This window comes from Aquirufa sp. A-Brett2-W8 (assembly GCF_054558755.1).
Window position 1 is genome coordinate 107,871 of record NZ_JBPXKS010000002.1, and the last position, 25,056, is coordinate 132,926.

General features: G+C 41.4%; 12 protein-coding genes. 7 read left to right on the forward strand and 5 right to left on the reverse strand.

Features of this window, described 5'->3' with window-relative positions; all coding sequences use genetic code 11:
- Nucleotides 1-3 precede the first annotated feature (3 nt).
- Nucleotides 4-1,305 carry a gluconate:H+ symporter gene (locus ACST13_RS00500; RefSeq protein ID WP_459521261.1) on the forward strand — a complete coding sequence of 434 codons (1,302 nt, stop codon included), beginning with the start codon at nucleotides 4-6 and terminating at the stop codon, nucleotides 1,303-1,305.
- A 156-nt stretch (nucleotides 1,306-1,461) separates the two neighbouring features.
- On the opposite strand, the gene ACST13_RS00505 is transcribed toward ACST13_RS00500, so the two are convergent.
- From ACST13_RS00505 to ACST13_RS00515, 3 genes are read right to left on the reverse strand one after another with little or no spacing between them, the layout of a single operon-like run.
- The gene (locus ACST13_RS00505; RefSeq protein ID WP_459521262.1) at nucleotides 1,462-2,391 is read right to left on the reverse strand and encodes a hypothetical protein; all 930 of its coding nucleotides are present in this window, start codon (nucleotides 2,389-2,391) and stop codon (nucleotides 1,462-1,464) included.
- A gap of 24 nt (nucleotides 2,392-2,415) precedes the next feature.
- Nucleotides 2,416-4,071 carry a SusD/RagB family nutrient-binding outer membrane lipoprotein gene (locus tag ACST13_RS00510; RefSeq protein ID WP_459521263.1) on the reverse strand — a complete coding sequence of 552 codons (1,656 nt, stop codon included), beginning with the start codon at nucleotides 4,069-4,071 and terminating at the stop codon, nucleotides 2,416-2,418.
- Nucleotides 4,072-4,089: 18 nt separating this feature from the next.
- Nucleotides 4,090-7,326 (reverse strand): SusC/RagA family TonB-linked outer membrane protein, encoded by a 3,237-nt coding sequence (locus ACST13_RS00515; protein ID WP_459521264.1) that lies wholly within the window; start codon nucleotides 7,324-7,326, stop codon nucleotides 4,090-4,092.
- A gap of 276 nt (nucleotides 7,327-7,602) precedes the next feature.
- On the opposite strand from ACST13_RS00515, the gene ACST13_RS00520 reads away from it, so the two are divergent.
- The 5 genes from ACST13_RS00520 to ACST13_RS00540 all read left to right on the forward strand — a co-directional run bounded on the left by ACST13_RS00520 (nucleotide 7,603) and on the right by ACST13_RS00540 (nucleotide 19,651).
- On the forward strand, nucleotides 7,603-10,809 hold the full coding sequence (locus ACST13_RS00520) for a SusC/RagA family TonB-linked outer membrane protein (RefSeq protein WP_459521265.1): 3,207 nt from the start codon (nucleotides 7,603-7,605) through the stop codon (nucleotides 10,807-10,809).
- A gap of 21 nt (nucleotides 10,810-10,830) precedes the next feature.
- A complete protein-coding gene (locus ACST13_RS00525; RefSeq protein ID WP_459521266.1) occupies nucleotides 10,831-12,261 on the forward strand; it encodes a SusD/RagB family nutrient-binding outer membrane lipoprotein in 1,431 nt (476 codons plus the stop codon).
- Between the two features lie 266 nt (nucleotides 12,262-12,527).
- A complete protein-coding gene (locus tag ACST13_RS00530; protein ID WP_459521267.1) occupies nucleotides 12,528-15,680 on the forward strand; it encodes a SusC/RagA family TonB-linked outer membrane protein in 3,153 nt (1,050 codons plus the stop codon).
- Nucleotides 15,681-15,690: 10 nt separating this feature from the next.
- Nucleotides 15,691-17,172 carry a RagB/SusD family nutrient uptake outer membrane protein gene (locus tag ACST13_RS00535; RefSeq protein ID WP_459521268.1) on the forward strand — a complete coding sequence of 494 codons (1,482 nt, stop codon included), beginning with the start codon at nucleotides 15,691-15,693 and terminating at the stop codon, nucleotides 17,170-17,172.
- Nucleotides 17,173-17,239: 67 nt separating this feature from the next.
- A complete protein-coding gene (locus ACST13_RS00540; protein ID WP_459521269.1) occupies nucleotides 17,240-19,651 on the forward strand; it encodes an alpha/beta hydrolase family protein in 2,412 nt (803 codons plus the stop codon).
- 121 nt (nucleotides 19,652-19,772) lie between these two features.
- Here ACST13_RS00540 and ACST13_RS00545 read toward each other — a convergent pair whose 3' ends face one another.
- Nucleotides 19,773-21,803, reverse strand: a complete 2,031-nt coding sequence (locus ACST13_RS00545) for a M13 family metallopeptidase (RefSeq protein ID WP_459521270.1) — start codon at nucleotides 21,801-21,803, stop codon at nucleotides 19,773-19,775.
- A gap of 57 nt (nucleotides 21,804-21,860) precedes the next feature.
- Here ACST13_RS00545 and ACST13_RS00550 point away from each other — a divergent pair, with 57 nt between their 5' ends.
- The gene (locus ACST13_RS00550) at nucleotides 21,861-23,906 is read left to right on the forward strand and encodes a S9 family peptidase (protein WP_459521271.1); all 2,046 of its coding nucleotides are present in this window, start codon (nucleotides 21,861-21,863) and stop codon (nucleotides 23,904-23,906) included.
- A 65-nt stretch (nucleotides 23,907-23,971) separates the two neighbouring features.
- Here the strand turns inward: ACST13_RS00550 and ACST13_RS00555 are convergent, their stop codons facing one another.
- Nucleotides 23,972-25,045, reverse strand: a complete 1,074-nt coding sequence (locus tag ACST13_RS00555; RefSeq protein ID WP_459521272.1) for a Gfo/Idh/MocA family protein — start codon at nucleotides 25,043-25,045, stop codon at nucleotides 23,972-23,974.
- Between the last annotated feature and the right edge of the window lie 11 nt (nucleotides 25,046-25,056).

The following is a 25,056-nucleotide window of genomic DNA, read 5'->3' on the forward strand; positions in this document are numbered from 1 at the left end:
ACTATGACCTTATTAATCGTAATTGCAAGCCTTGGCCTTTTAGTACTCTTAATCACGTACTGGAAGGTCAATTCTTTTATATCCTTTTTACTCGTCAGTCTTTTTGCGGGTGTTTGTCTGGGTTTGCCTTTGCCTGATATCGCGAAATCTATCCAAAAAGGTTTAGGCGACACTCTCGGTTCTTTAGTGGTGATTCTCGTTTTAGGGGCCATGTTAGGTAAACTAGTAGCCACTTCTGGGGCAGCAAAGCAGATTTCGGGAGCCTTGATTGATCTTTTTGGACTAAAAAATATAACCTGGGGGCTGATGCTAACAGGTTTCGTGATAGGCATTCCCTTGTTTTATAATGTGGGTTTTGTGCTGATGATTCCTCTTATTTTCTCTTTAGTTCAGCAATATAAGATACCTCCACTATTAGCAGGCGTTCCTATGATGGCCTCTTTATCCGTGGCGCATGGTTTTTTACCACCTCATCCATCTCCGGCAGCTTTAGTGGCTCAGTTTCATGCGAATATGGGGGAAACACTCATGCTCGGTATTATTGTAGCTATCCCGGCGATTATTTTGGCAGGTCCTATTTTTGCCAAAACTTTGGCCCACCTACCCATCAAACCATTGAAAGCTTTCGCCGCAGCAGAAATAGATGAATCGAATTTGCCTAGTAAATCAGCCAGCTTTGTGGCGGCTTTATTTCCTGTATTTCTATTAGTAGGAACCACCATTGCCGAAGTGCAACTGCCTGATTCTCCGGTGGTAAAATTCATCGCAGATCCCGCGATGGTGATGTTAGTGGCTATTTTAGTGGCAACTTATATCTTAGGGATTCGCCGTGGTAAGAAAATCGAGGAGGTAATGAATGTATATGGGGAAGCAGTGAAAGATGTGGCGATGATTTTATTGATCATTGCTGGTGCCGGAACATTAAAGGAGATATTATTAGTTTCGGGTGTCAGTAAGGAGATTGCGTCCTATTTAGGAGGATTGCCTATCCACCCCTTAGTACTAGGTTGGATGATGGCGGCGATAATTCGCGTTTGTTTGGGTTCAGCCACGATTGCGGGCTTGACAGCGGCTGGAATGATTTATCCTTTGGTGGCGTCTGGGTCTGTTAATGCTAACTTAATGGTCTTAAGCATCGGAGCAGGAAGTTTAATGTTCTCCCATGTGAACGATACAGGCTTTTGGTTATTTAAAGAATATTTCAATTTGACCGTAAAGGAAACGCTGAGATCTTGGTCTTTGATGGAGACTATCGTGTCGGTGGCGGGCCTGGTAGGGGTGATGATTTTGAATCAAATCCTCTAGCATTTTTGCGCGACTTAACAGTAATGGCAAGTTTTCATTACTAGTTTTCAGTCACTTATTTCCACTTTTTCCTGGAAATCGAAAACCCATCTTGTATAACAAAAAAAGGCAACGTCAATAGAGACGTTGCCTTTTTTGTACTTAAGATTTAACCTATTACTTTAAAGTAGCCGGCCAAGGTTTGCCTGCATTTGACTTCAATGCAACAATACCTGACTCACCGTAGGTGTTTTTCCACTCGAAGGTAACAACCGCTGGAGTAACACTCTTAACGGTCATGGAGTAAGAATCACCATACTTATCTGCCCCACTCATGGACAATTTACCACAAGCATCACTGATTCGTACGTTTCCACTTCCCCATGCATCTGGATAACACTTATCCCATGCACCGAAGGTACCATCGGACACCGTGTAAGAACCAGGAGAGGCAGCAACCGCAGTCAACGTAATTTTTCCTGAGTAAGTCGCTCCGCAGAAGGTCTCCAATGCATCAAAATCATAAGTACCTGCTAAATCCGAAGGACAAATTACAGATACCGGATACTGGAATGGAGAATCATAGAAAGGAGCACCCGCTACGTTGGTTGTCACGTTGTCAGAAGAGAATTTTCTTCCAAACTTATCGATTAATACCATACGGAATTCGAATGCATCACCTCCACTAATATCTGCAGCTTTCAAACCTACCGCAGCGATGGCTTCAGCAGCCGTCACTTCGAAGCTTGATCTCAAGAAACGAGAACTTGTGTTCGTCTTGAAGTCAGACGCTTGAAGCGTCTTCACTACCACGTCATTTGCAGGAGTATATTTCAATCCTACCCCAGCAATCAAACGTCTGTGACGTACACGAACTTCTACAGACTGCAACGTCTTTCCGTCTTCTTTATCTACTGCTTCAACGGTCAGCGCAAACTTTGAGCTAGCTAAATTGAAGAAGTTAAAGGTGGTGCTCGTCCTGGTAATTGTTCTCAAGTAAGCTCCCGTGTCAAAATCTTTGTAAGGAACGGCAGGCTCCACAAAATCTCTACAAGAACTTAGAAAGATGAGCGCAGTTGCCAATATTCCGAAACTATATCTAAGCATTTTCATATTTTCTTATTTTAAAGGTTAATAAATCCAAGGTGATGCAGGATTCTTATCCCAGAACACTTGAGTTGCTAGATTCTGTTTCTGAACTGCTTTGGTATTCGTTACCATGTAGTTGTTAGGATACAAGAATGATCTAACAAATGGTCCTGTTACCGCTTCCAATCCAGGCTGCATACGACTTGGCTTACCTGTTCTTCTGTAAAGGTTGTAAGCTTCCGTACCATTACCATACAATGACAACCAGTATTCTCTTGCTACCACATCTAATTTAGTGTCATTAGAAGATGCAGCATCAAACTGAGCATCTACATATTTAATGTAGTTAGTTACACGACCCGTAAAGGTTGCAGATGGCTCAAATGCGGAGATAGTAGCGCCTTCAGCACCAGCTACTGCAAAAGCACGAACATAGTCCATGTGCTTCTTGATACCTGATTGCAATAAGGTTTTTGGAGTACCAGTAGTTCCCAAAGTGATCGCAGCTTCAGCTAACATAAAGTCAACATAAGCAGCTAACATGATTGGGTGAATCCCAGCACCTTTCATACCCAAAGCAGGGTTAGCTACAGGTGCACCAGAGCTGTTATCAAAACGACCACCAGATGGATAAGTTCCAAAAGCAGTACGTTTCAAACCATCGGGTGGAATACCGTCTGGATCTAAGTGATCACGACCCCAGTATCCTTTATTACCCGCAGGATTACAGTAGCAATAGTTTCCTACTAAGTATTGAGGAGGTGCGATCTGAGAGATACACTCCTGCTCATCTACGTTAGTGGTATTAGTCAATACCTGACGGTACAAGTAGTAACGCGTGCGAGGATCATCAAAACCTTTTTCCACAGTCAAATGGTGCATGAAGAAGGTAGACTGATAGTCACCACCACCGGCAGTATACTGACCAGCAAACTTCGGATGTCTAGAATCCGGATCCGCAGCAGTAGTTCCAAAACGGAAAACAAAGTCATCTCCTGTACCAATAAGTGCATTTCCTGCAATCAAGGCATTGATCGCGGCCTTAGAGGCATTTGCATCCACTAAACGGGTGTTTAGGTAATACTTTAACTTCTGGGTGTTCACAAACTTATTCCATCGGGTATAATTTCTACCGTAAAAATAATCGTTCGGTGTACCACTAGAAGTAGCCGCAGTAAAGTGAACTGAAGCTTCGTCAAGCAATTTCAACGCAGCAGCGTAGATAGAAGCACCTTCATCCGTCTTAGGGCTGAAGTTACCTGCGCTCAACGCCTCAGAAAAAGGAACGTTACCGTAGGTATCTACTAGATCCATCAAGACCATCGCCTTAATCGTCTTAGCAATACCCATGTGACGCTGCAAATTTGATTTTTGGGCCAAAGGCAACAAAAACTCAACGTCCGCTAGTATGTTCGCATAAGCGTTAGACCACGTACCGTTAGTAGAACCAGCTGAGTAAGCTGCTTCATACAAGGCAGATCCTTGGTTTATTTGACGCGTTAAACGCGCACCACGATCTGACATACCATACCATAAACTTTGGTAATTAAGCTGGATACTGTTCAAAAGGAAATCAGGGGATGCAGTAGTTGCGTTAACTGCATTCGGGTTTTCCAATAGTTCGTCCAGTTTTTCCGTACATGACGTGGCAAAAACCATTCCGGCTACCATCGTCAGTCCATATATAAATCTTTTCATTATCATTTCAGTTTGGAGTTAGAATGTAAGAGTTAACGTTCCACCCAATCTACGAGAGCTAGGTCCAGTTACGAAATCAAATCCAAGTCCGTTACCTACACCAGTACCCAACACGTCTGTATCGAAGTTCATGTTTGGTGGGAAGTTAAGGGCAAGGAACCATAGGTTAGTAGCGCTAAATGCGAAGTTTACTTTCTTGAATGGAGTCTTAGCAATCAACGATTTTGGCAAGGAATAAGCTAAAGAAACTTCTCTCAAGCGAACCGTAGATCCATCAAAGACATTCGGCTCGTCAGTAGCACCTTGGTATCCAGAGAAGAAGTAATCAGCAGCCGTAATTTGACGATCGTTAGGAATGTAACGAGGCGTTCCGTCTGCATTAGTACCATCTTGTCTTACACCTGGCATGATAAAGGACATTTCACGATCAGCTACCGGATCCTTGGTTACACCACGGGCTAAAGTAGCAGTTACCGTATTGGACATGACCACACCTTTATGACGGTATTCCATCATTGCACTTAGTGTAAATCCTTTATAGGTAAAGCTGTTAATGAATGAACCAGTCCAAGCTGGGTTTGGATCACCTAATACTACAGGCTCGTTAGTAGGCTTGTGTACACCAGAAGAAAGGATGATAGGTTGTCCTGTTTTAGGATCTCTATCAAATCCAATACCTTTGATGACGTTGAAAGGCTGACCTGGAACCGCGAAGTTACCTAAATCGGTAAAACCAGCGACTACAACTTCTTCCAATCCACCACCTAATTCAACTACCTCTGTTCTATAAGTAGACCAGTTAAGGGTAGAGTTCCACTCAAAACCTGATGCAGTTGAGAACGGCGTCACAATAGCCTGGAATTCAGCTCCACGAGTTCTAATTCTACCGATATTAAGCGCAGTAGAGGTAAAACCTGTTGAAGGGTCAATCGGAGCTTGCGTGATCAAATTTGTTGTGTTTTTCTCATAAAGTGAAATATCAAAACGCAACTTGTTGTTGAACATGATACCTTCCACACCGAATTCCGCCTCAGCATGAAGCTCAGGCTTCAAGTTCGGGTTACCCAACGTATTAGATACAGCGTGCGTAGTAGTCACCGCTCCACCTACATCAAATGCTCTAGCAGACTGTGCCAAAACATTTCTCGTACTGTATGGGCTAGGATAACCAGCTGAAGTACCGTAACCAAATCTCAACTTCAAGTATTTTAAATTAGAAGATGTCCAATCAAATGCCGTAGTTGGGATGAATGAAACGGATCCCCCTGGATAAAAGACACTTCTGTTCTCCGCTTCTACCGTAGAGGTCCAGTCATTACGAGCAGACAAGTTCAAGAACAAATAATCAGAATAGTCTAAAGTAATGTTCGTGTACAAACCATATCTTCTCTCGTCTACTCCTGAGTTCATGCTACCACCAGAATAGGCATCATTGCTTGAAGAAGTAGAGAAGTTCGAATGTCTAAATAAACCGAAAGCCAATTGGCCTTGAGAAGCCACACCAGACTGCATATAGGAGTCAAATCTGGAGTTTCCACCCAATAAGGCACTCATGCCGAATTTTTCAGATAACTCCTTTTTCCAGTTCAAGATCAAGTCTTGGTTCCAGATCGTGTTATTGATGTTAATCGTTCTATAGTAACCGTTTTTAGTTGCTAAGTTAGCCGTAGCCCCACCTTTGTTGTACAAGATCTCTTGCAATTCAGAGTAGGTATCTAGACCTAAACGATACGTCATTGTGAAGTTATCGTTTAGTTTATAGTTCAACGAAGTAGAATTAAAGAAACGCTTTACATCGGAAGTGTTCTTATAATATTTAACTAACCATTTTGGGTTAGTGATATCGTTACCACCTCTATAGTATACAGAACTTTTATCTACTGGGTTTTCGAACGGAAGGTTTTCCAAATCCACAGAACGTGGGGTAAACAATACGTGTCCAAACACAGATGGAATTTCAGAACCTGAACCATATGATGCGTTAGCAGGAGGAGAAAGTAGATTTGTAATGGCAAAAGTGAACGAAGAGTTAACCGAAAGCTTGTCGGTGATAGCAGAGTTCACTCCCAATCCAAAGTTATACTTATTCAATTTGTTGCCAGGTGTAAAGCCTTCTTCGTCTGTGTAGCCAAAGCTAGCATTGAAGCCTGTTTTTTCTCCACCACCTGCTATTTGAACAGAACTATTGGAAATTAAACCTTGTCTAAAGAAGATTTGTGAAGGATCCTTGTAGGCTTTGTAATCATACTTAATAGGAGTACCACCCACTTTACCGTCTACCCAGAACTGAGGGAAGGCTTCACGAATTGCAGCTACAGAAGAAGTAGCAAACGGATGATTAATCTGTAAGCCAGTATTCATACTCGGACCGAAGTTAGAGAAGAAGAAACCTGGAGCTTGTTGAAAACCGTTACCGTATTCTGTACCATAAGTAGGCAAAGATGCTGCCTCGTTAACGAATACAGACTGGTTGACAGTTACTTCAGCAGCTTTTTTCTTAGATGAGCCAGATTTAGTAGTAATCAAGATTACTCCATTTCTACCTTGGTCACCATAAAGTACCGTTGCAGAAAGTCCTTTCAATACAGACATGCTCTCGATGTTGTTAGGATCAATATCCAAGAAACGAGATGAAGTAGTAGCACCACCGGTAGTAAATCCGTTCTGCGCGTTAGTAGAGGTATTAAATGGAACTCCATCCACAACGAACAACGGCTGGTTGTTACCAGTAGCTGATTTGTAACCACGGATAATCATATTAGTTCCAGATCCTGTCATACCATTAGTGGAGGTAATGTTTACCCCTGGCACTTTACCCTGTAATACGCGGGCAACATCAGCTTCTGGACGATTTTCCAATAGTGTTTTGCTTACTGAAGTTACAGCATAACCCAGTGCTTTTTTCTCCCTTTCAATACCGATCGCTGTTACTACCACATCGGTTAGTAGCGCTGCATCAGTTTTAAGGGTTACATTGACTACGGAGCGGCTACCGATCGCCTCTTCCTGAGCCTTAAGGCCTACGAAAGAGTAAATCAATACAGCGGATCCCGCTGGAACATTAATGGAATATTTACCATCCGAATCGGTGGTAGCACCCACTTTTGTCCCTTTTGCAAGAACCGTTGCACCTGGTAAACCTCGACCGTCTTCCTCGGAAATTACCGTACCGGTAACTACCCGTTGCTGCGCTGACGCCTCAAAACTGAGTGCCAATGTAAATACCGCAACAACCAAGAGTAAAACTTTTCTCATAAGGTGTTAATTTAAAGGTGTTTAATATTATTTAACTGAAAGATAATTTTTATTTTTTTTATTTCAAAAAAGAAATAGCCATTAAATCAACGTGGCGCAGGTTCTACTCCTGCTAAGAATCCAATGTAAAATGTACTTTTAACTCATTAAAGAGGTTTTTTCGAAAATGGAACCCCCTTTTATTTGATATTTCTTTGGGTACATTAAATTTATTTATATATTGCATAATTATTTTTAATAATTTTCATTATTTTTTCATTAATTAAACTCAAACACATGAAAAAACTATTACTCCTTGGGGTATTGGTGTTAGCTGTATTTAGCACATCGATAGCTCAAACAAGGCAAGTAACTGGTAAGGTTACTGCTTCTGAGGATGGTACTGCTCTTCCGGGAGTTAGTATTAGCCTAAAAGGTTCATCTCGAGGTACAACCTCGGCAGCAGATGGTTCTTACACTATTTCAGTAGGTGATGGTGCTGCAATCACTTTCAGCTTTGTGGGTTACAAGCCACAAACGGTTTCAGTAGGAAGCCAAAGTTCAATCAACGTAGTTTTAGCTTCAGATGCGTCTGAGTTGAATGAAGTTGTTGTAACGGCTTTGGGTCTTACGCGTACTAAGAACTCATTACCTTATGCTGCACAGCAAGTTAAAGGAGAAGAGTTAACTCGTGTACGTACTGGTAACGCAATTCAAGCATTATCTGGTAAAGTAGCGGGTTTACAAATTATCCAAGGAAATGCGATCGGTGGTTCAACTAACGTTGTTATTCGTGGTAACAAATCATTGACTGGTAACAACCAAGCCTTATTCGTAGTGGATGGTGTGCCCATCGATAACACGAATAAAAATGGTGGTAACCAACAAACAGGTCGTGGTGGTTATGATTACGGTAATGCTGCTGCGGATATTAACCCAGATGATATCGAAAACATGACTGTCTTGAAAGGTGCTGCGGCAACTGCTCTTTACGGTTCTCGTGCTTCGAATGGTGTGATCATGATCACAACTAAGAAAGCGAAGCGTGGTTTAGGTTTAACTATTAACGCTGGTTTAACCGTAGGAACAATTGATAAGTCAACTTTCCCTACCTACCAAAACCAATACGGTGCAGGTTATTCTGATCCTTACCAAAAAGATGGTTTCTTGTATTTTGATGCAAATGGTGACGGTACAGATGATTTAGTTGTTCCTACAGCAGAAGATGCGTCTTATGGTGTGAAATTTAATCCTAGCTTACTGGTTTACCACTGGGATGCTTTTGATCCAGCGGGTCCTAACTACAAGAAAATGAAGCCATGGGTTGCTGCTACTAATACACCAGACACATTCTATGAGACAGCTATTTCGAACAACACGAATATTTTGTTAGATGGCGCGAATGATAAAGGAACGTATAAATTAGGCTTTACGCGTAATGAAGAGCGTGGTACTTTGCCTAACTCTAATGTGACTAAGAACATTGTTAACTTAGGAGGTTCGTATAAAATCAATGAGAAATTAAGCGCTCAAGCAGTGGCTAACTTCTCTATCGTAGATGGTAAGGGTCGTTATGGTTCAGGTTATTCGGGAGGTAACGTAAACCAAAACTTCCGTCAGTGGTATCAAACTAACGTAGATTTAGTAGAGCAAAAAGAAGCGTATTTCCGTAACAATCAAAACGTTACTTGGAACTGGGGTGATCCTTCCTCTGCAGCTGGTTTAAAGCCAATCTATACAGATAACTACTATTGGACTCGTTACCAAAACTACGAGACGGATTCGCGTACTCGTATCTTCGGTAATGCTCAATTAGATTACAAAGCAACTTCCTACTTAGCTTTCTTAGGACGTATTACACTGGATACTTACAGTGAATTGCAAGAAGAGCGTACAGCGGTAGGTTCTCAAGGTGTACCGAGTTATTATCATTTAGAGCGTTCATTTAACGAAACGAACTATGATTTGATGGCTAACTTCGATAAGAATGTAATTAAAGATGTAAATGTAAAAGCCTTAGCTGGTTTGAACTTACGTAAATCATATGTTCGCGCGATGTCAGGTAGTACTAACGGAGGTTTGATCGTTCCAGGTTTATATTCTGTAGCGAATTCAAAAGGAACAGTGGCGGCTACGGCTGAAGGATATTCACCACGTGAGGTATTCGGTCTGTTTGGTGGTTTAACGGTAACGTATAAAGATTTCTTAACATTAGATGGTACTATCCGTCGTGATAAGTCGTCTACTTTACCCACTGAAAATAACCAATATAACTACTATTCAGGTTCTGCGTCTTGGTTATTCTCTCACCACATTCAAGATCTTCCTTGGTTGACTTCTGGTAAGTTACGTGCTAACTGGGCGACTGTAGGTAATGATGCTCCTTGGGGTGCTATCAAAAACGTATATGATCAACCATCTCCGTTTGGTTCTACCATTTTGTTCTCTGTACCTAGTACACAAAACAATCCGGTATTGAAGCCAGAGCAAACTCAATCTCGTGAGATTGGTTTAGAGATGTCATTCTTACAGAACCGTTTAGGTTTTGATGCGACGTATTATCAATCAAATACTTTAGATCAAATTTTACCAGCAGCGGTTTCTTCTGCAACTGGTTTTAGTTATTCTTATGTGAATGCGGGTAATATTGAGAACAAAGGTTTTGAATTAAGCGTTTACGCTACACCCATCAAAACAGCTGATTTCTCTTGGAATGTAAATGCAAACTGGACTAAGAATCAATCATTAGTATTGAGCTTATACGGTGTATCTCAAAACCTTCAATTAGGTTCTTTCCAAGGTGGCGTTTCTTTGAACGCAACGGTAGGACAACCTTATGGTGTATTACAAGGAAAGACGTGGGTATTAGTAAATGGAGAAAAGTCTATTAAGTCTAACGGACGTTATGCGATCTCTACTACGACTACGAACAATATCGGTAATGTGAATCCAGATTGGATTGGTGGTTTGAATAACACATTCAAATACAAAAATGTATCCTTCTCTTTCTTAATTGATATGAAGAAAGGTGGTAACGTATTCTCACTTGATCAGTACTATGGTGCTGCGACGGGTGTTTATGCTGAATCAGCTGCACTTAATGATAAAGGAAATCCATCTCGTAATTCAATTGCTGATGGTGGTGGAATTATCATGCCAGGTGTAAAAGCAGACGGAACTCCGAATGATATCCGCGTTGAAAATGAGTACGGTACGTATGGTTATGCTTATAACCCAGCTGCTGGGTTCGTTTATGATGCGACTTTCGTGAAATTACGTGAGGCTAACTTGACGTATTCTTTACCTAAATCAGTCGTTGCTAAATTAGGTGGCGTGAAAGGTGTAGACGTGTCTATTTTTGGACGTAACTTATGGATCATTAAAAAATATGTTCCTTATTCAGATCCTGAAGAAAACTTGTCTTCTGGTAATATCCAAGGAAATCAATCAGGTGCATATCCAACTACTAGATCGATCGGATTTAACGTTAAATTGTTATTTTAATCATCCTAAATTGATATAAAGATGAAAAATATGTTAAAAGTTTTTGTACCGCTGTTGCTATTGTTCTCGGCTTGTACAGAAGATATCTCTCAATTAAATACTGAGACTAAAAGGCCAGCAGCTGTTCCAGCTCCTACTTTGTTCTCGAATGCTACGAAAACCCTTGCTGGTTCTTTAGCGTCTGCTAGTGTGAACACGAACGTGTTCCGTTTTACAGTTAGCCACTGGGCTATGGCTGTATACCAAGATGAAGCGCAATATGACTTCAATACACGTGCTATCCCTCAAGGATGGTGGACTACCATGTACCGTGATGTTTTAGCAGATTATGCTGAATCAGCTAAGTTAATCACTGCCGATGCTACGTTAACGGCAGGTGAGAAAGCGAATAAATTAGCGATCATTGATATCATGCAAGTTTATACGTATTCTATCTTAGTGAATACTTTCGGAAATGTTCCTTATACAGAAGCATTACAACCGACTAATTTATTCCCTAAGTATGATGATGCGAAAACGGTTCACGCTGATTTAATGGCTCGTTTGAATTCAGATATCACTAAATTAAATACATCAGCTGCAGGTTTTGCTTCAGGTGAAGATTTAGTTTATAAAGGATCTATTTCTAACTGGTTGAAATTTGCTAACACATTACGTATGAAGTTAGGTATGATCGTTGCGGACGAAAATGCTGCTGCTGCTAAAACGGCAGTAGAAGCGTCTGATGCTGGTGCAATCTCAGCTTCTGCTAACAATGGTTATTTCACTTACCAGTCAGCATCCCCTAATCAGAATCCATTATTTGCTGATATCGTAACAGGTGGTCGTCAAGATTACATCGGAGCGAAAGACTTAATGGATAAGTTATTAGGATGGAATGACCCTCGCACAGCCTTTTATTTCTCTAAAAATAATGCTGGTAATTATGCTGGTGGTATTGTAGGAAAATCAAATACGTTCGTAGATTTCTCTCGTGCGGGTGCAAAAGTGATCGCAGCTGCTGATCCTTATGTATTTGCTGACGTAGTAGAAACAGAATTCTTACGTGCTGAAGCTGCTGAGCGTGGTTACACGGTAGCTGGTTCTGCAGAATCTCACTACAACAAAGCGATTACTGCTTCTATCTTATATTGGGGTGGAACGCAAGCAGCTGCTGACGCTTACTTAGCTCAAGCTGAAGTTGCTTATTCAACTGCTGCTGGAACTTGGAAAGAAAAGATTGCAACTCAGAAATGGATTGCGCTTTATAACCGTCCTTACGAAGGTTGGACTGAGTTACGTCGTTTAGACTTTCCTAAAATTGCTACTCCAGTCAATGCTAAGTCTGGATTCCCAACTCGTTTGTCTTATCCGGCTAATGAGCAAACTTTAAACGGAACTAACTACACTGCGGCTGCTTCGGCAATCGGTGGTGATGTGGTAACTACGAAGTTATTCTGGGATAAAAACTAATTTTAGTTTTTATATTAAATTGAAAGAGGCGACCCGGAAGGGTCGCCTCTTTTTTTGTGCCTGTTTGATAATTGGAATCTAAAGTTTGAATTAATAAGTCGGACCTTTTTTTAAGCAAAAAAAATTAACATAATATTTTTTAATAATTATCATTAAAATTTTTAATTATTTTTCTTTAAACCTTAGCAATAATTTTGGGGTTCACAATTTGTTTATGTAACCATAATATAGTGTTTACATTATCCTTCATTTCAAATAGTTTTATTATGAAAAAAACAGTACTAGTAAGTATCTTCTTATGCTTGATAGCAATGATTCCGCTTCAAGCACAAGACAGATCAATTTCTGGAAAGGTTACCGGAGATGATGGTTCATCTTTACCGGGCGTTAACGTTTCTATCAAGGGAACCAGCAGAGGTACAAATACCGATGCAAATGGTTCATTTAAATTAACAGTTTCACCGAATGCTGTTATAGTCGTTAGTTCTGTTGGTTATTCTCCACAAGAAATTCGTGTGGGTAACAAAACAGTGATTAATGTGTCTTTAGAGTCAAGTGCGTCTACCTTAGATGAGGTGGTTGTTACGACTTTTGGAACAGCTAAAAAATCATCCTTTACAGGTTCCTCTGCTAAAGTCACAGCTGAGAAATTAGGGGTAAGACCTATTACGAACATTGGACAAGCTTTAGAAGGTATTGCACCCGGTGTGACTACTACCTCTACTTCAGGTCAACCTGGATCGGCTCCTGCCGTTCGTATTCGTGGTTTTGGTTCTATCTCCTCTTCTAACGATCCTTTATACGTAGTCGATGGTATTCCTTATTCAGCAAGTATTGCGAATTTGAACAATGATGATATTGAGTCAATCACTGTATTAAAAGATGCAGCTTCCACTGCACTTTATGGTGCTCGTGCAGCAAATGGTGTGGTGATGGTTACCACTAAAAAGGGTACAAAAGGAAAGAATACGATTAATATCAAGTACACAAAAGGTTTTAATACGCGTGCCATGCCAGAATATGATCGGGTAGGTACTGCGGACTATTATCCTTTAATGTGGGAGTCTAATCGTAATAATTTGGCTTACAGAGCAACTAATCCTGTGGCTATTGGTACAGCAAATACAACGGCGTCTGCTGGTTTAGGTGCGATTGTGGGAACAGGTTATAATGTATATAATGTTCCTTTTGCACAGCTAGTAGGTACAGATGGTAAATTAAATGCGGCTGCTCAGTTGATTTACAATCCAGATGATTTGAACTGGGAGAAGGCAGTAATGCGTGAAGGTATTCGTGATGAAGTAGCGGCTAATTTTTCAGGATCAAATGGTAAATCAGATTATTTCTTATCTGTTTCCTATTTAAATGATAAGGGTTACCAAATCAAATCTGATTACGATCGTTTCACAGCTCGTTTGAATGTAAATAGCCAAATGAATGATTGGTTCAAAGTAGGAGCTAACATGAATACGACATTGACAACTTCAAATCAGTCTACGGCTGATGGGGGAACCTCTTTCGTGAATCCATTCTTCTTTACGCGTGCAATGGCACCTATCTACCCGGTATATGCTTACAATCCAGCAAGTCCAGGTTCATTCTTACAATTAGAGAATGGAAAGAATCGCTATGATTATGGTAATTTAAGTGGTTTAGGTTTATCTAACCGTCCTCAATATGGTGGTCGTCACGTAGTGGCTGAAACGGAATTGAATGAAAACTTCTTCCGTAGAAACTTAATAGGTGGTCGTGGATTTGCCGAGATGTCATTCTTGAAAGATTTTAAATTAACGAATAACGTAGGTGTGGATATCACGAATGCGAATTCAATCGTTTTTGGTAATCCAGAAATCGGTGATGGAGCTCCGGCAGGTCGTGCATCAAATACATTTGAGAATGTTACATCTTATAACTTATCTCAATTGTTGACCTATAACCATTCATTTGGGAAGCACAATGTAGATGCCCTTTTAGGTCATGAAAACTACAACTTAGTAAGTAATAGTTTAGATGGTTCTCGTTCACAACAGATCTTAGATGGTAATTATGAGTTGATCAACTTCACGACGACAACGAATTTAACATCTCAATATGATGTTCGTCGCGTGGAAGGTTTCTTCTCTCGTTTGAATTATGATTATGATTCGAAGTATTTCGTTTCATTCTCCGCACGTCGCGATGGTTCATCTAAATTCTTCAAAGACAAGCGTTGGGGTAATTTCTATTCTGCTTCTGCCGCTTGGCGTTTAGATCAAGAGGACTTCATCAAAGAATTAACGTTCATTGATAACTTGAAATTAAGAGGTTCTTGGGGCCAAACAGGTAACGATGGCGGTATCAGCAACTATGCTTGGCAGCCATTATATGCTTTGGGTTGGAATAACGCAACAGAGCCAGGTATTTTACAATCTTCTCTAGGTAGTAAATCATTAGAGTGGGAGACAAATACGGCTTTTGATGTGGCCTTAGAATTCGGTTTATTCAAAAACAGAGTTTCAGGTACGATTGAATACTTTGATCGTCAATCTACGAACTTAATCTTTGCCGTGCCATTACCACTTTCAGTGGGTATTGGTTCTGAGACTCGTAATATTGGATCTATGTACAACAGAGGTATTGAACTTCAATTAAGTGCTGACCTTGTTAGAACAAAGGACTTCACTTGGAATGTAGATTTAAATGCTACGAAATTAGAGAATAAGATTACGAAGATGCCTGCTGAAAGCAAGGAGATCATCGATGGTACGAAGAAATTAAAGGAAGGAAGCTCTCTTTATGATTATTGGTTACGCGAATACAAAGGAGTTAATCCGGAGACGGGTGTGGCTGAGTACCGTGCAACTTCTTTTGTAGCGTCTAACTCGAGAATTACAGCGAATGGTGATACCTTAACGAATAACATTGCAAACGCAAGGTATTGGTATAATGGAACTTCTATTGCTGATTTAACGGGTTCCGTGAATACGTCTTTACGTTATAAAGGTTTCTCTTTAACTGCTTTGATGGTGTATCAAGTAGGAGGTAAAATTTATGATGGAGCTTATGCTAGTTTAATGGGCGCAGGTTATCATAGTGCGAAGCATACGGATATCTTAAAGCGTTGGATTAATCCAGGAGATGTTACGGAAGTGCCACGTATGGATAATGGCCGTACCGCTGATTTTGATGCGGCTTCGGATCGTTGGTTAATCGATGGTAGTTTCTTAAACATCCGTACAGTGACTTTATCTTACCGTTTACCGAAGACTTTATTGTCTCGATTAAAAATTGATAACGCTCAGGTATATTTGAGTGGGGAGAACTTCCTGATGTTATCTCGCCGTAGCGGTATGAATGTGCAACAGAATTTTGGAGGAACGACTAGTAACGTCTACAGTCCTGCTAAATCATTGGTTTTAGGTCTTTCATTCACTTTATAATATTTGAATCATGAAAAATAAATATTTAGTTTACTTTTCGCTTGTATTCGCATTGTTATTTACTTCATGCGAGGAAGCTTATTTAGATACTACGCCTACGGCTAGTATTGATGCGAGTTCAGCTTATGCTACTACAAAGAATGCAGCATCTGCCATTAACGGTATTTACCGTTCGTTTATCGTACGTTATTTAAGTTCTCAAGGCCACTCGGGTCATCCAGCTATGATGATTATTTTAGATCACATGGGAGAGGACATGGTCATTGGAACTACATCAGTGTCTTGGCATCAAAACGAGACACGTTGGGTGGCTCACCGTTCTGATGTCAATACGATGGTGCAATTTCCCTACGAGATGTATTATAGAATCATTGGTAATGCAAACATTGGAATAGCGAACCTTGATAAGGCGGTGGGTCCTGCGGCAGAGCGTAATGCGTTGAAAGGGGAGGCCTTAGCTTTACGTGCTTTTGGTTATTTCAACTTAGTGCAATTGTATGGTAAGCGTTATGATGCGACAGCGAAACCTAATTCTCAATTAGGTGTGCCTTTAGTATTAGAGCCAACGACGGAAGGAAAGCCGCGTAACACAGTGGAAGAGGTTTACTCCCAAATCAATAAGGATTTAACGGATGCTGCAGCTTTGTTATCTACTTCACGTGTAAACAAATCACACATTAATTTAAGTGTGGTAAAAGGCTTACAAGCACGCGTTGCTTTAGTTCAACAAGATTGGACAAATGCAGCGAAGTTTGCTGCTGAGGCACGTGCAGGATATGTACCTATGACATCAACTATGTACACGGATGGTTTTCAAGATATAGCCAATTCAGAGTGGATGTGGGGCTTTGACCACTTAGAAGATCAAACGGAATATTTCGGTGCTTATCACTCATATATCTCTTGTAACTATAACTCAACCGTAATTCGTACCTATCCTAAGGTAATCAATAGCTTGTTATATAAGGTTATCCCAGCAACTGACGTTAGATCAAAAATGTGGGTGGAAACTCCTACGGCTACGAACTCAATCGTTCCTCCGGGCGGTGTTCGTCCTAAATTCTTAAATCAGAAGTTTAGACTACCTGGTGTTCCGTCTACTTCAGCGATGGGAGATGTGCCTTATATGCGTGCAGCAGAAATGTATTTAATCGAGGCGGAAGCAAAAGCTAGATTAAATGATGCGGCAGGTGCTTCACAAGTTTTATTTGATTTAGTGAAGACAAGAGATGCTAGTTATGTGAAATCGACTAATACAGGCGTTTCCTTAATTAATGAAATTTTAGTTCAGCGTCGTGTAGAGCTTTGGGGTGAAGGACATCGTTTCTTAGACTTGAAGCGTACAAATGCTGCATTAAATAGAAATGGTACGAATGCCATTGCCTCTGTTGCCTTATTATTTGATGTGGCTCCGGGTGATGTACGTTGGGAATTCTTAATTCCACGTCGCGAGATTAATGCAAATCCTGCGATTGTTCAAAATCCATTATAATTTATTGTGTAATTTAAAGGTGGCTAATTTATTAGCCACCTTTTTTTGTTTAAATCTATCCTATACTATGAAAAAATCAGTGATTTTAGTGACGCTGAGTGTGTTGCTCTTTACTCAATTGTTTAGTCAAGCTCAAGATATCGATTCGTATCAATTGCCACCTAGGGCCATTTCGGATTTGCTTTTGGAAAAACCTATTCCTTTAGTTCGCATTGATTCGAAGGCTGAGTACCTTTTATTATTAGGCCGAAACTCGTATCCTACTGTAGAGGAATTAGGTCAGCCGGAGATGAAGATTGCTGGGCTTCGTTTGAATCCATTGAATTTTTCTCCTACGCGCCAAAGTCCTATCAGCAGCATAACCTTGCAAACCATTCGAAATGGGGCGAAGGTGGAAATTACGGGATTACCCAAAAACTTAGCTGCCGGATCCATTGCTTGGAATCCATCGGAGACGAAAATCGCTTTTGCTCAAACAGAGGTGAATGGTATCGATTTGTATGTGATTGATATCGCAACAAAGAAAGCATCTCGTGTTAATAGTGCTCCTTTGAATCAAGTTCTAGGAAATTCCTTTACTTGGGTGGATGATCAAACGATTCTTTATAAAGTAACCACACATGAGGCTGCGGGCGCTCCTAAGCGTCCGATTACGCCTAAAGGACCCACTATTCAACAGAATGTGGGCAAATCGGCTCCAAGACCTACGTTCCAGGATTTGATTAAATCGCCTTACGATGAAAGTTTATTCTCCTATTATGCGGAGGCTCAATTAGTCGTTTATAAAAATGGCGTAAATAAGAAAATAGGGGAGCCTGCCTTGTTCAATTCTTTTCAATTATCTCCAGACCGTCGCTACATTTTGACGCGTTCCGTAGCGAAGCCTTTTTCGTATGCCGTACCTGCGTATGGATTTCCTACGACAGTGAAAGTGCTTGATTTGGAAGGTAAAATGATCAAAGAAATTGCCAAATTACCTTCAGCTGAAAGTGCTCCAGCTGGGAACGATAATGTACAGAATGTGCCTCGTGGATTTGAATGGCGCGATGATGAACCCGCATCGCTTGTTTATGCGATGCCTTTAGATAGTGGGTTGATTAAAAAATCAGTTGAATTCCATGATGCGGTTTACTCTCTATCTGCACCCTTCACACAGGCGCCTAAGGAGTTATTTAAGACTAAAACACGTTTTGCCGATGTGAGTTGGGGAAATAATAAGGTGGCTTTAGTGACCGAGGTTTTGCGTGGGAAACAGAGCTCTAAGGTGAGTCGTTATTCTTCGGCTGATGGTACCATGGAACTACTTTATGAAAGAAATATAACGGATGCTTACCGAAATCCGGGAAGCCCAGTTCGTACAAAAAATGCTTTAGGGCGTGATGTGATCCAGTTAACGGATAATGGAACTAAAATTTTGATGAATAATCCAGTTGGATCATCTGATCAGGGGGATCTTCCTTTTATTTCCAAATTTGATTTAGCGACGAAGAAAAACGAGATCATTTGGCGCGCTAAACCAGGTTATTTCGAACAAGTAGAGGAAGTGATTGATGCCGAAAAATTGATTGTTTTAAGCAGAAAGGAATCTCAAACCGAGGTGCCGAACTATTTCATCAAGAACTTGTTAAATCCTGCTCAAGATAAAGCGTTGACGCAATTTGAAAATCCATATCCTAATTTAGTGGGTATCACTAAAGAGAAAATCAAGTACAAGCGCGCGGATGGAGTAGATCTAACGGGTGATTTATATTTGCCAAAAGGCTATAACAAAGAAAAAGACGGTCCACTTCCGGTTTTGATTTGGGCGTATCCACGTGAATTTAATTCAGCTGCCGATGCGGCTCAGATTCGTGGAAGCAAGGATCGATTCACCATGTTAAGCTGGGCGTCGCCTATCTATTATGCGACACAAGGCTACGCGATTTTAGACAATGCGGAGATGCCAATTGTATCAACAGATGCTTCGAAAAAGCCCAATGATAACTTTGTCGATCAATTAAAGCTAAATGCTTCTGCGGCAATTGATTATTTAGTTTCTTTAGGTGTAGGCGATCGCAAACGTATGGCCGTAGGTGGACATAGTTATGGTGCCTTTATGACAGCTAATTTACTAGCACATACCGATTTATTTAAAGCGGGTATCGCACGTAGTGGAGCTTATAACCGTACGTTGACTCCGTTTGGTTTCCAAAACGAGGATCGCACCTACTGGCAAGCACCTCAATTATACTTTGAAATGAGTCCATTTAGCTATGCAGATAAAATCAAAGAACCAATATTATTAGTGCACGGCGAGCAAGATGATAATACAGGTACTTACCCCATTAATTCGGAGCGCCTTTACGCGGCTTTGAAAGGAAACGGGGGAACGACTCGTTTTGTCTACTTGCCTTACGAAGCGCATAGCTACCGAGGAAAAGAAAATGTATTACACTTGCTATGGGAGCAATTCCAATGGTTAGAAAAATACGTCAAGTAAAATAGGGTTAAAAAAAAAGAGGGCGCCCCTACGGGGCGCCCTCTTTTTTTTAAGAAGTCCGGAGGGAAAGAGTCCGGACTAAATTCCTTCGGACTCATTTCCTGCGGACTCCGGACTTATTCTACCAAATCTTAATTCGATCTTCCGGCTTCTTGTACAGCTTATCACCTGCTTTCACACCGAAAGCCGTGTACCAAGCGTCCATATTCACTGGAGCACCGATCGTTCGGTATTGGTTAGGCGAATGAGGATCTGTTAATACTTGTTGAGCCTCTGTTTCAGGAAGAGATGATCCTCTCCAAACTTGCGCCCAAGCCAAGAAGAAACGTTGGTCTGGTGAGAAGCCATCGATTTTCTTCGTTGACTTTCCTTGCTTCGTCATTTTGAAAGCTTCAAAAGCCATATTCAAACCACCTAAATCACCAATGTTTTCCCCCATCGTTAATTTACCATTGACGTGGATGGTGTCTTGAACTGTATAGGCATCGAATTGCTTGCCTAAAAGCTCTGTTCTTGCTTTGAATTTAGCTAAATCGTCTTTTGTCCACCAGTTACGTAGCGTACCGTCTTTGTCGTATTGGCTACCTGAATCGTCAAATCCATGTGACATTTCGTGTCCAATAACCGCTCCGATTCCACCATAGTTGATCGCGTCATCTGCATCAGCCGCGAAGAAAGGGAATTGAAGTATACCTGCAGGGAAAACGATTTCGTTCATCACAGGGCTGTAGTAAGCATTCACCGTTGGTGGCGTCATGCCCCAGCGGCTTCTGTCTACCGGCTTGCCTAATTGTGCTAAATTCTCTTGGAAGCCCCATGCACCTGCACGGCGAATGTTTCCGTAGTATTCAGTGGCTGTTACCTCTAAGCCATCGTAGTTTTTCCATTTGTCAGGATATCCTATTTTAGGAGTGAAGGCGTTTAATTTTGCCAAAGCCTTTTCCTTCGTCTCCGCGCTCATCCAATCTAATTTGTTGATGCGAACGGCGAATGCTTTACGTAGGTTGGCTACTAATTCCACCATTCTCGCCTTTGCTTCTGGCTTGAAGAATCTGGCTACATATAATTGACCTAAAAGTTCACCTAAGGTTCCGTCCGTCATAGAAGACATACGTTGCCATCTTGGGGCTTGCACTTTTTGGCCTGATAATACTTGAGAATACGCAAAGCTTGCTTTCACGAATGGAGAGCTCAAATAGCCTGCGCTGCTGCGTAAAACATTCCATGTCAAATACGTTTTCCACGTATCTACAGGCGTTTCAATTAACATTTTGTTAACTGTTTCGAAGAATTTAGGTGCACCTACTAAGATGGAATCAGGAGCAGATGTACCAAAGTCTTGGAAAGTCAACGCCCAGTTAAATGCTGGTGTCTTTTGATTGAAATCTGCGAAAGCATACTTATTATACGTTTTGTATGGATCACGCATTTCAACACGAGCCATTTGAGCCTCGGCTAATATCTTCTCTAATTGGAAAACCGTTTCTGCATTCGCTTTCGCTTGAGCCTCCGGAGTTCCTGTTAAAGTAAATAAAGTCGCCACGTATTTTTTAAATGCTTCTTGAATCTTTACGCTGCGCGAATCATTCTTTAAATAATAATCGCGATCAGGAAGGGAAGTTCCACCTTGGCCTAATTGCGGTACCATTTTCTCTACATTTTTGCGGTCTTGACCGATGTAGAAACCAAATAGGGGTGATGCTGTACCCGATGAACGTAAACGAGCAATTTCAGTCACGATTTGAGACTTGAACTGCAATCCAGCAATGTGCTGTAAATCAGCTTGAATAGGAGTGAATCCTAGTCTTTCGATCGCTAAGCTATCCATAGCGGCAGCATAGAAATCCGCTACTCTTTTTTCGATTGAACCAGCGGCAGCTTTCGTGTCTTTGGTCTCATCTAAAATTGTTTTAATCGCATTGATATTAAAATCACGCAATTGATTAAAGGCTCCCCAGCGAGTTTCTTTGGCTGGAATTGGATTTTTCTTTACCCAAGGACCGTTGGAATATTCCACGAAGTCGTCTCCCGCTTTTACGCTAAGATTCATATTATCGCGATCAATAAATTTTCCCGGTTTTTCTTGCGCATAAAGGCTGCTTGTTGTTAAAACAGAGCAGGCAAGGACGAGTTGTAAGTAATTATTTTTCATTTGAAAAAGGTTGATGTGCCATTAAATTAATTAATTTAATGCATCTAAAAAACCTATATGAAGAAATTGTTACTATCACTGTCCTGCTTTTTAGCATTTACCCTCTCTGTTATCGGCCAAAAGCCCATCACTTATCCCATGTCACATGAGATAATGATCAAGCTTAAAAAAGTGGGAGCCCCCAAGATTTCGCCGGATGGACGCTTCGTCATTTATTCTCGCATGGAGACATCCTATAATTTAGACGAACAAACCTCCGACCTGTGGATTGCCTCAGCTGATGGTTCTTCTGAACCTCGTAAATTAACTAATTCAAAAGGAGGTGAGGATAATTACCAATGGTCAGCCGCCTCAGATAAGATTTATTTCATCGCAAAACGCGATGGCGACGAAGCAGCGCAACTATATGTATTGCCTTTAGCCGGAGGTGAATCCCAACGACTAACTTCCCTTTCTACCGGAGTGAGTGATGTTAAATTCTCAGCGGATGGTTCACGAATCATTTTCTCTAGCCGTGTTTTTCCTACGGCTTTCACCGATTCAGCTAGTAAGAAATTAGCGGATGAAAAGAAAAAAATCAAAACCAAAGCCCGCGTCTACCAATCTTTCCCCGTGCGCTATTGGGACGCTTGGTTAGATGAAAAACAAGGCCACATCTTCACGATGGAACTAAAGTCAGGTTCAAAGCCGGTGAATTTAATGGCAAATGTTTCACTTGTGAATTCCCCCGGTTTCCGATTAGGTGGCTTTAATTTTGGCTCAGATGGCAAATCTGTCGTATTTGTGGCCACCACAGAATACAATACAACTGCCTATCAATCCGCGAAATCGAATATATATTCGGTGAGTATAGCTGGAGGTAAAGAATCTGTTCTTGTCAATGATGAGACTGATTATTCAACTGTAGAATTCACGGAGGATGGTAAATACCTACTTACGACTGGATCTTCGATTGGAAATAAAATCTATTACTTGAATCGCATGTATCGTTTTGATGCGTCGTCTACGTCTGCCAAAAAAGAACTAGCCGCCACCCTAGATCGTCCCATCAATGATATGGAGATCTCGGGATCATCTATTTATGCAAGTATTGAAGATCAAGGGGTAGATCGTATTGTGGAAATTTCTGTGGCTGATGGTTCTGTAAAACCTGTTTTAGGATCGGAATCTGGATCCTATACAGGACTAAGTCTTTCTTCCATGCCATCCGTTTTTGCTTATCAATACCAAAATGTGGCATCTCCACCAGAAGTGTGGGTATCAACTAATGGTGCTATAAAAGCAATATCAAAGGCAAATGACGCAGTCTTAGCTGGCTTAGATTTACCAAAGCCGGAAGTGATTTGGACGAAGTCATCCAGGGGAAAAAATATCCGCTCGGTCGTATTGAAACCAACTGGTTTCGATGCCTCGAAGAAATATCCACTCTTTGTTTTAATGCACGGCGGTCCAGCAAGTTCGTTTAAGGATGTGTTCGGGTACCGTTGGAATCCCTATATTTTAGGTTCAGCGGGCTATGTTTTAGTGATGACGGATTACACGGGTTCGGTGGGTTATGGCGAGAAATTTGCACAAGATATTCAGTTTGATCCCTTCAAAGGACCAGGCCAAGAAATCCAAGAAGCCGCTGCAGACGCCATCAAGCGATTCTCCTATATCGATGGAAGTAAGCAAGCTGCCGGAGGTGCGTCATACGGAGGACACCTAGCGAATTGGATGCAGGCGACAACCTCACATTATAAATGTTTAATTGCACATGCGGGTTTAGTGAACTCGGAGGCGCAATGGGGTACTTCAGATGTGATTTGGGGTAGAGAATTAATGAATGGTGGAGCTCCTTGGGTTCCGACTAAAACATGGAAGGAACAAAATCCGATGCGATTCGCGGCAAACTTTAAAACCCCGATGTTGTTGACTGTGGGGGAGAATGATTACCGCGTTCCTATTAACAATACCTTAGAAAACTGGAGCATTCACCAACGTTTACAAATTCCAAGTAAACTAATTGTCTTCCCAGGCGAGAACCATTGGATCCTAAATCCTGATAATTCGAAGTTTCATTATTCGGAAATTCAGGGTTGGTTAGTGAAGTATTTAAAGTAGTCCGGAGGGAATGAGTCCGAAGGGAATGAGTCTAAACTATCGACTCTCTCCCTCCGGACTTCGGACTAACTTAACCTAACCATTTCCCCCGTCCTCACCGACTCATCACAAGCAAAGGCAATGCGCAAACTATTTACGGCATCTTCTACGTGATCAGTTAAATCGATGCCTTCATTTATGGCCTGGAGGAAATAAGATTGTTCGCGATCGCAAAGACCTTGGTGATCGGGTTCGTCTGTTAGATTAACCCATTCATCATCGCGGTTAAATTCATTTTTGGAATCGATGTCTGCGTGATGCACGCGAAGGGATTCCGTTTTAGTATGTGATTCCACATCATCTGATTTTCCTTCACCCCCTGCATTTTTAGCGACGATGGAAACGGAACCTTTTGGCCCAAAAACATCTTTCACAAAATACGCATTCTGCGAGATCATCGGTCCCCAACCAGCTTCGTACCAGCCCACGGATCCGTCTTCGAAATGGATTTGAAGCTGACCGTAATTATAATTTCCTGCTGGAATATCTTCCGTCATTCTCGCACCGATGGCAGAAACGCGAACGGGCTTAGAGCGCGTCATTTGGCACATTACATCAATATAATGCACTCCGCAGTCCACGATAGGGCTTAAGGATTTCATTAAATTCCGATGCACATCCCACATATATCCGTGCGATTGTTGATTGAGGTTCATTCGCATCACTAATGGTTTGCCCATCGTTTTCGCGATCTCAATAAATTTAATCCAAGAGGGGTGGTGGCGTAAAATATAGCCCACGACTAGTTTTTTGCCGCTTTTCTGCACTGCATCAGCCACGCGAATGGCACCTGCTAACGAATCTGCAATGGGTTTTTCTAGGAATACATGACATCCAGCCTCTAAAGCAGCAATGGAATAAGCTTCGTGGGTATCGGGGTAAGTGGAGATGCAAACCGCATCGGGTTTTGAATCTGCTAGTGCGCTATAGTATTCGCTGTAGAGCTTTTGGCCACCACCTAATGCTTCATTTAGGGTTTCTTTACTATTTCCAGGAGAAACGAGACCACAAATTTCAAATCCAGCTAGGTTTTGGTAGGCTTTCGCATGGGAGGCTCCCATGTTTCCGCAGCCCACTACGAGTACGCGTATATTTTTCATGTTAATCGATT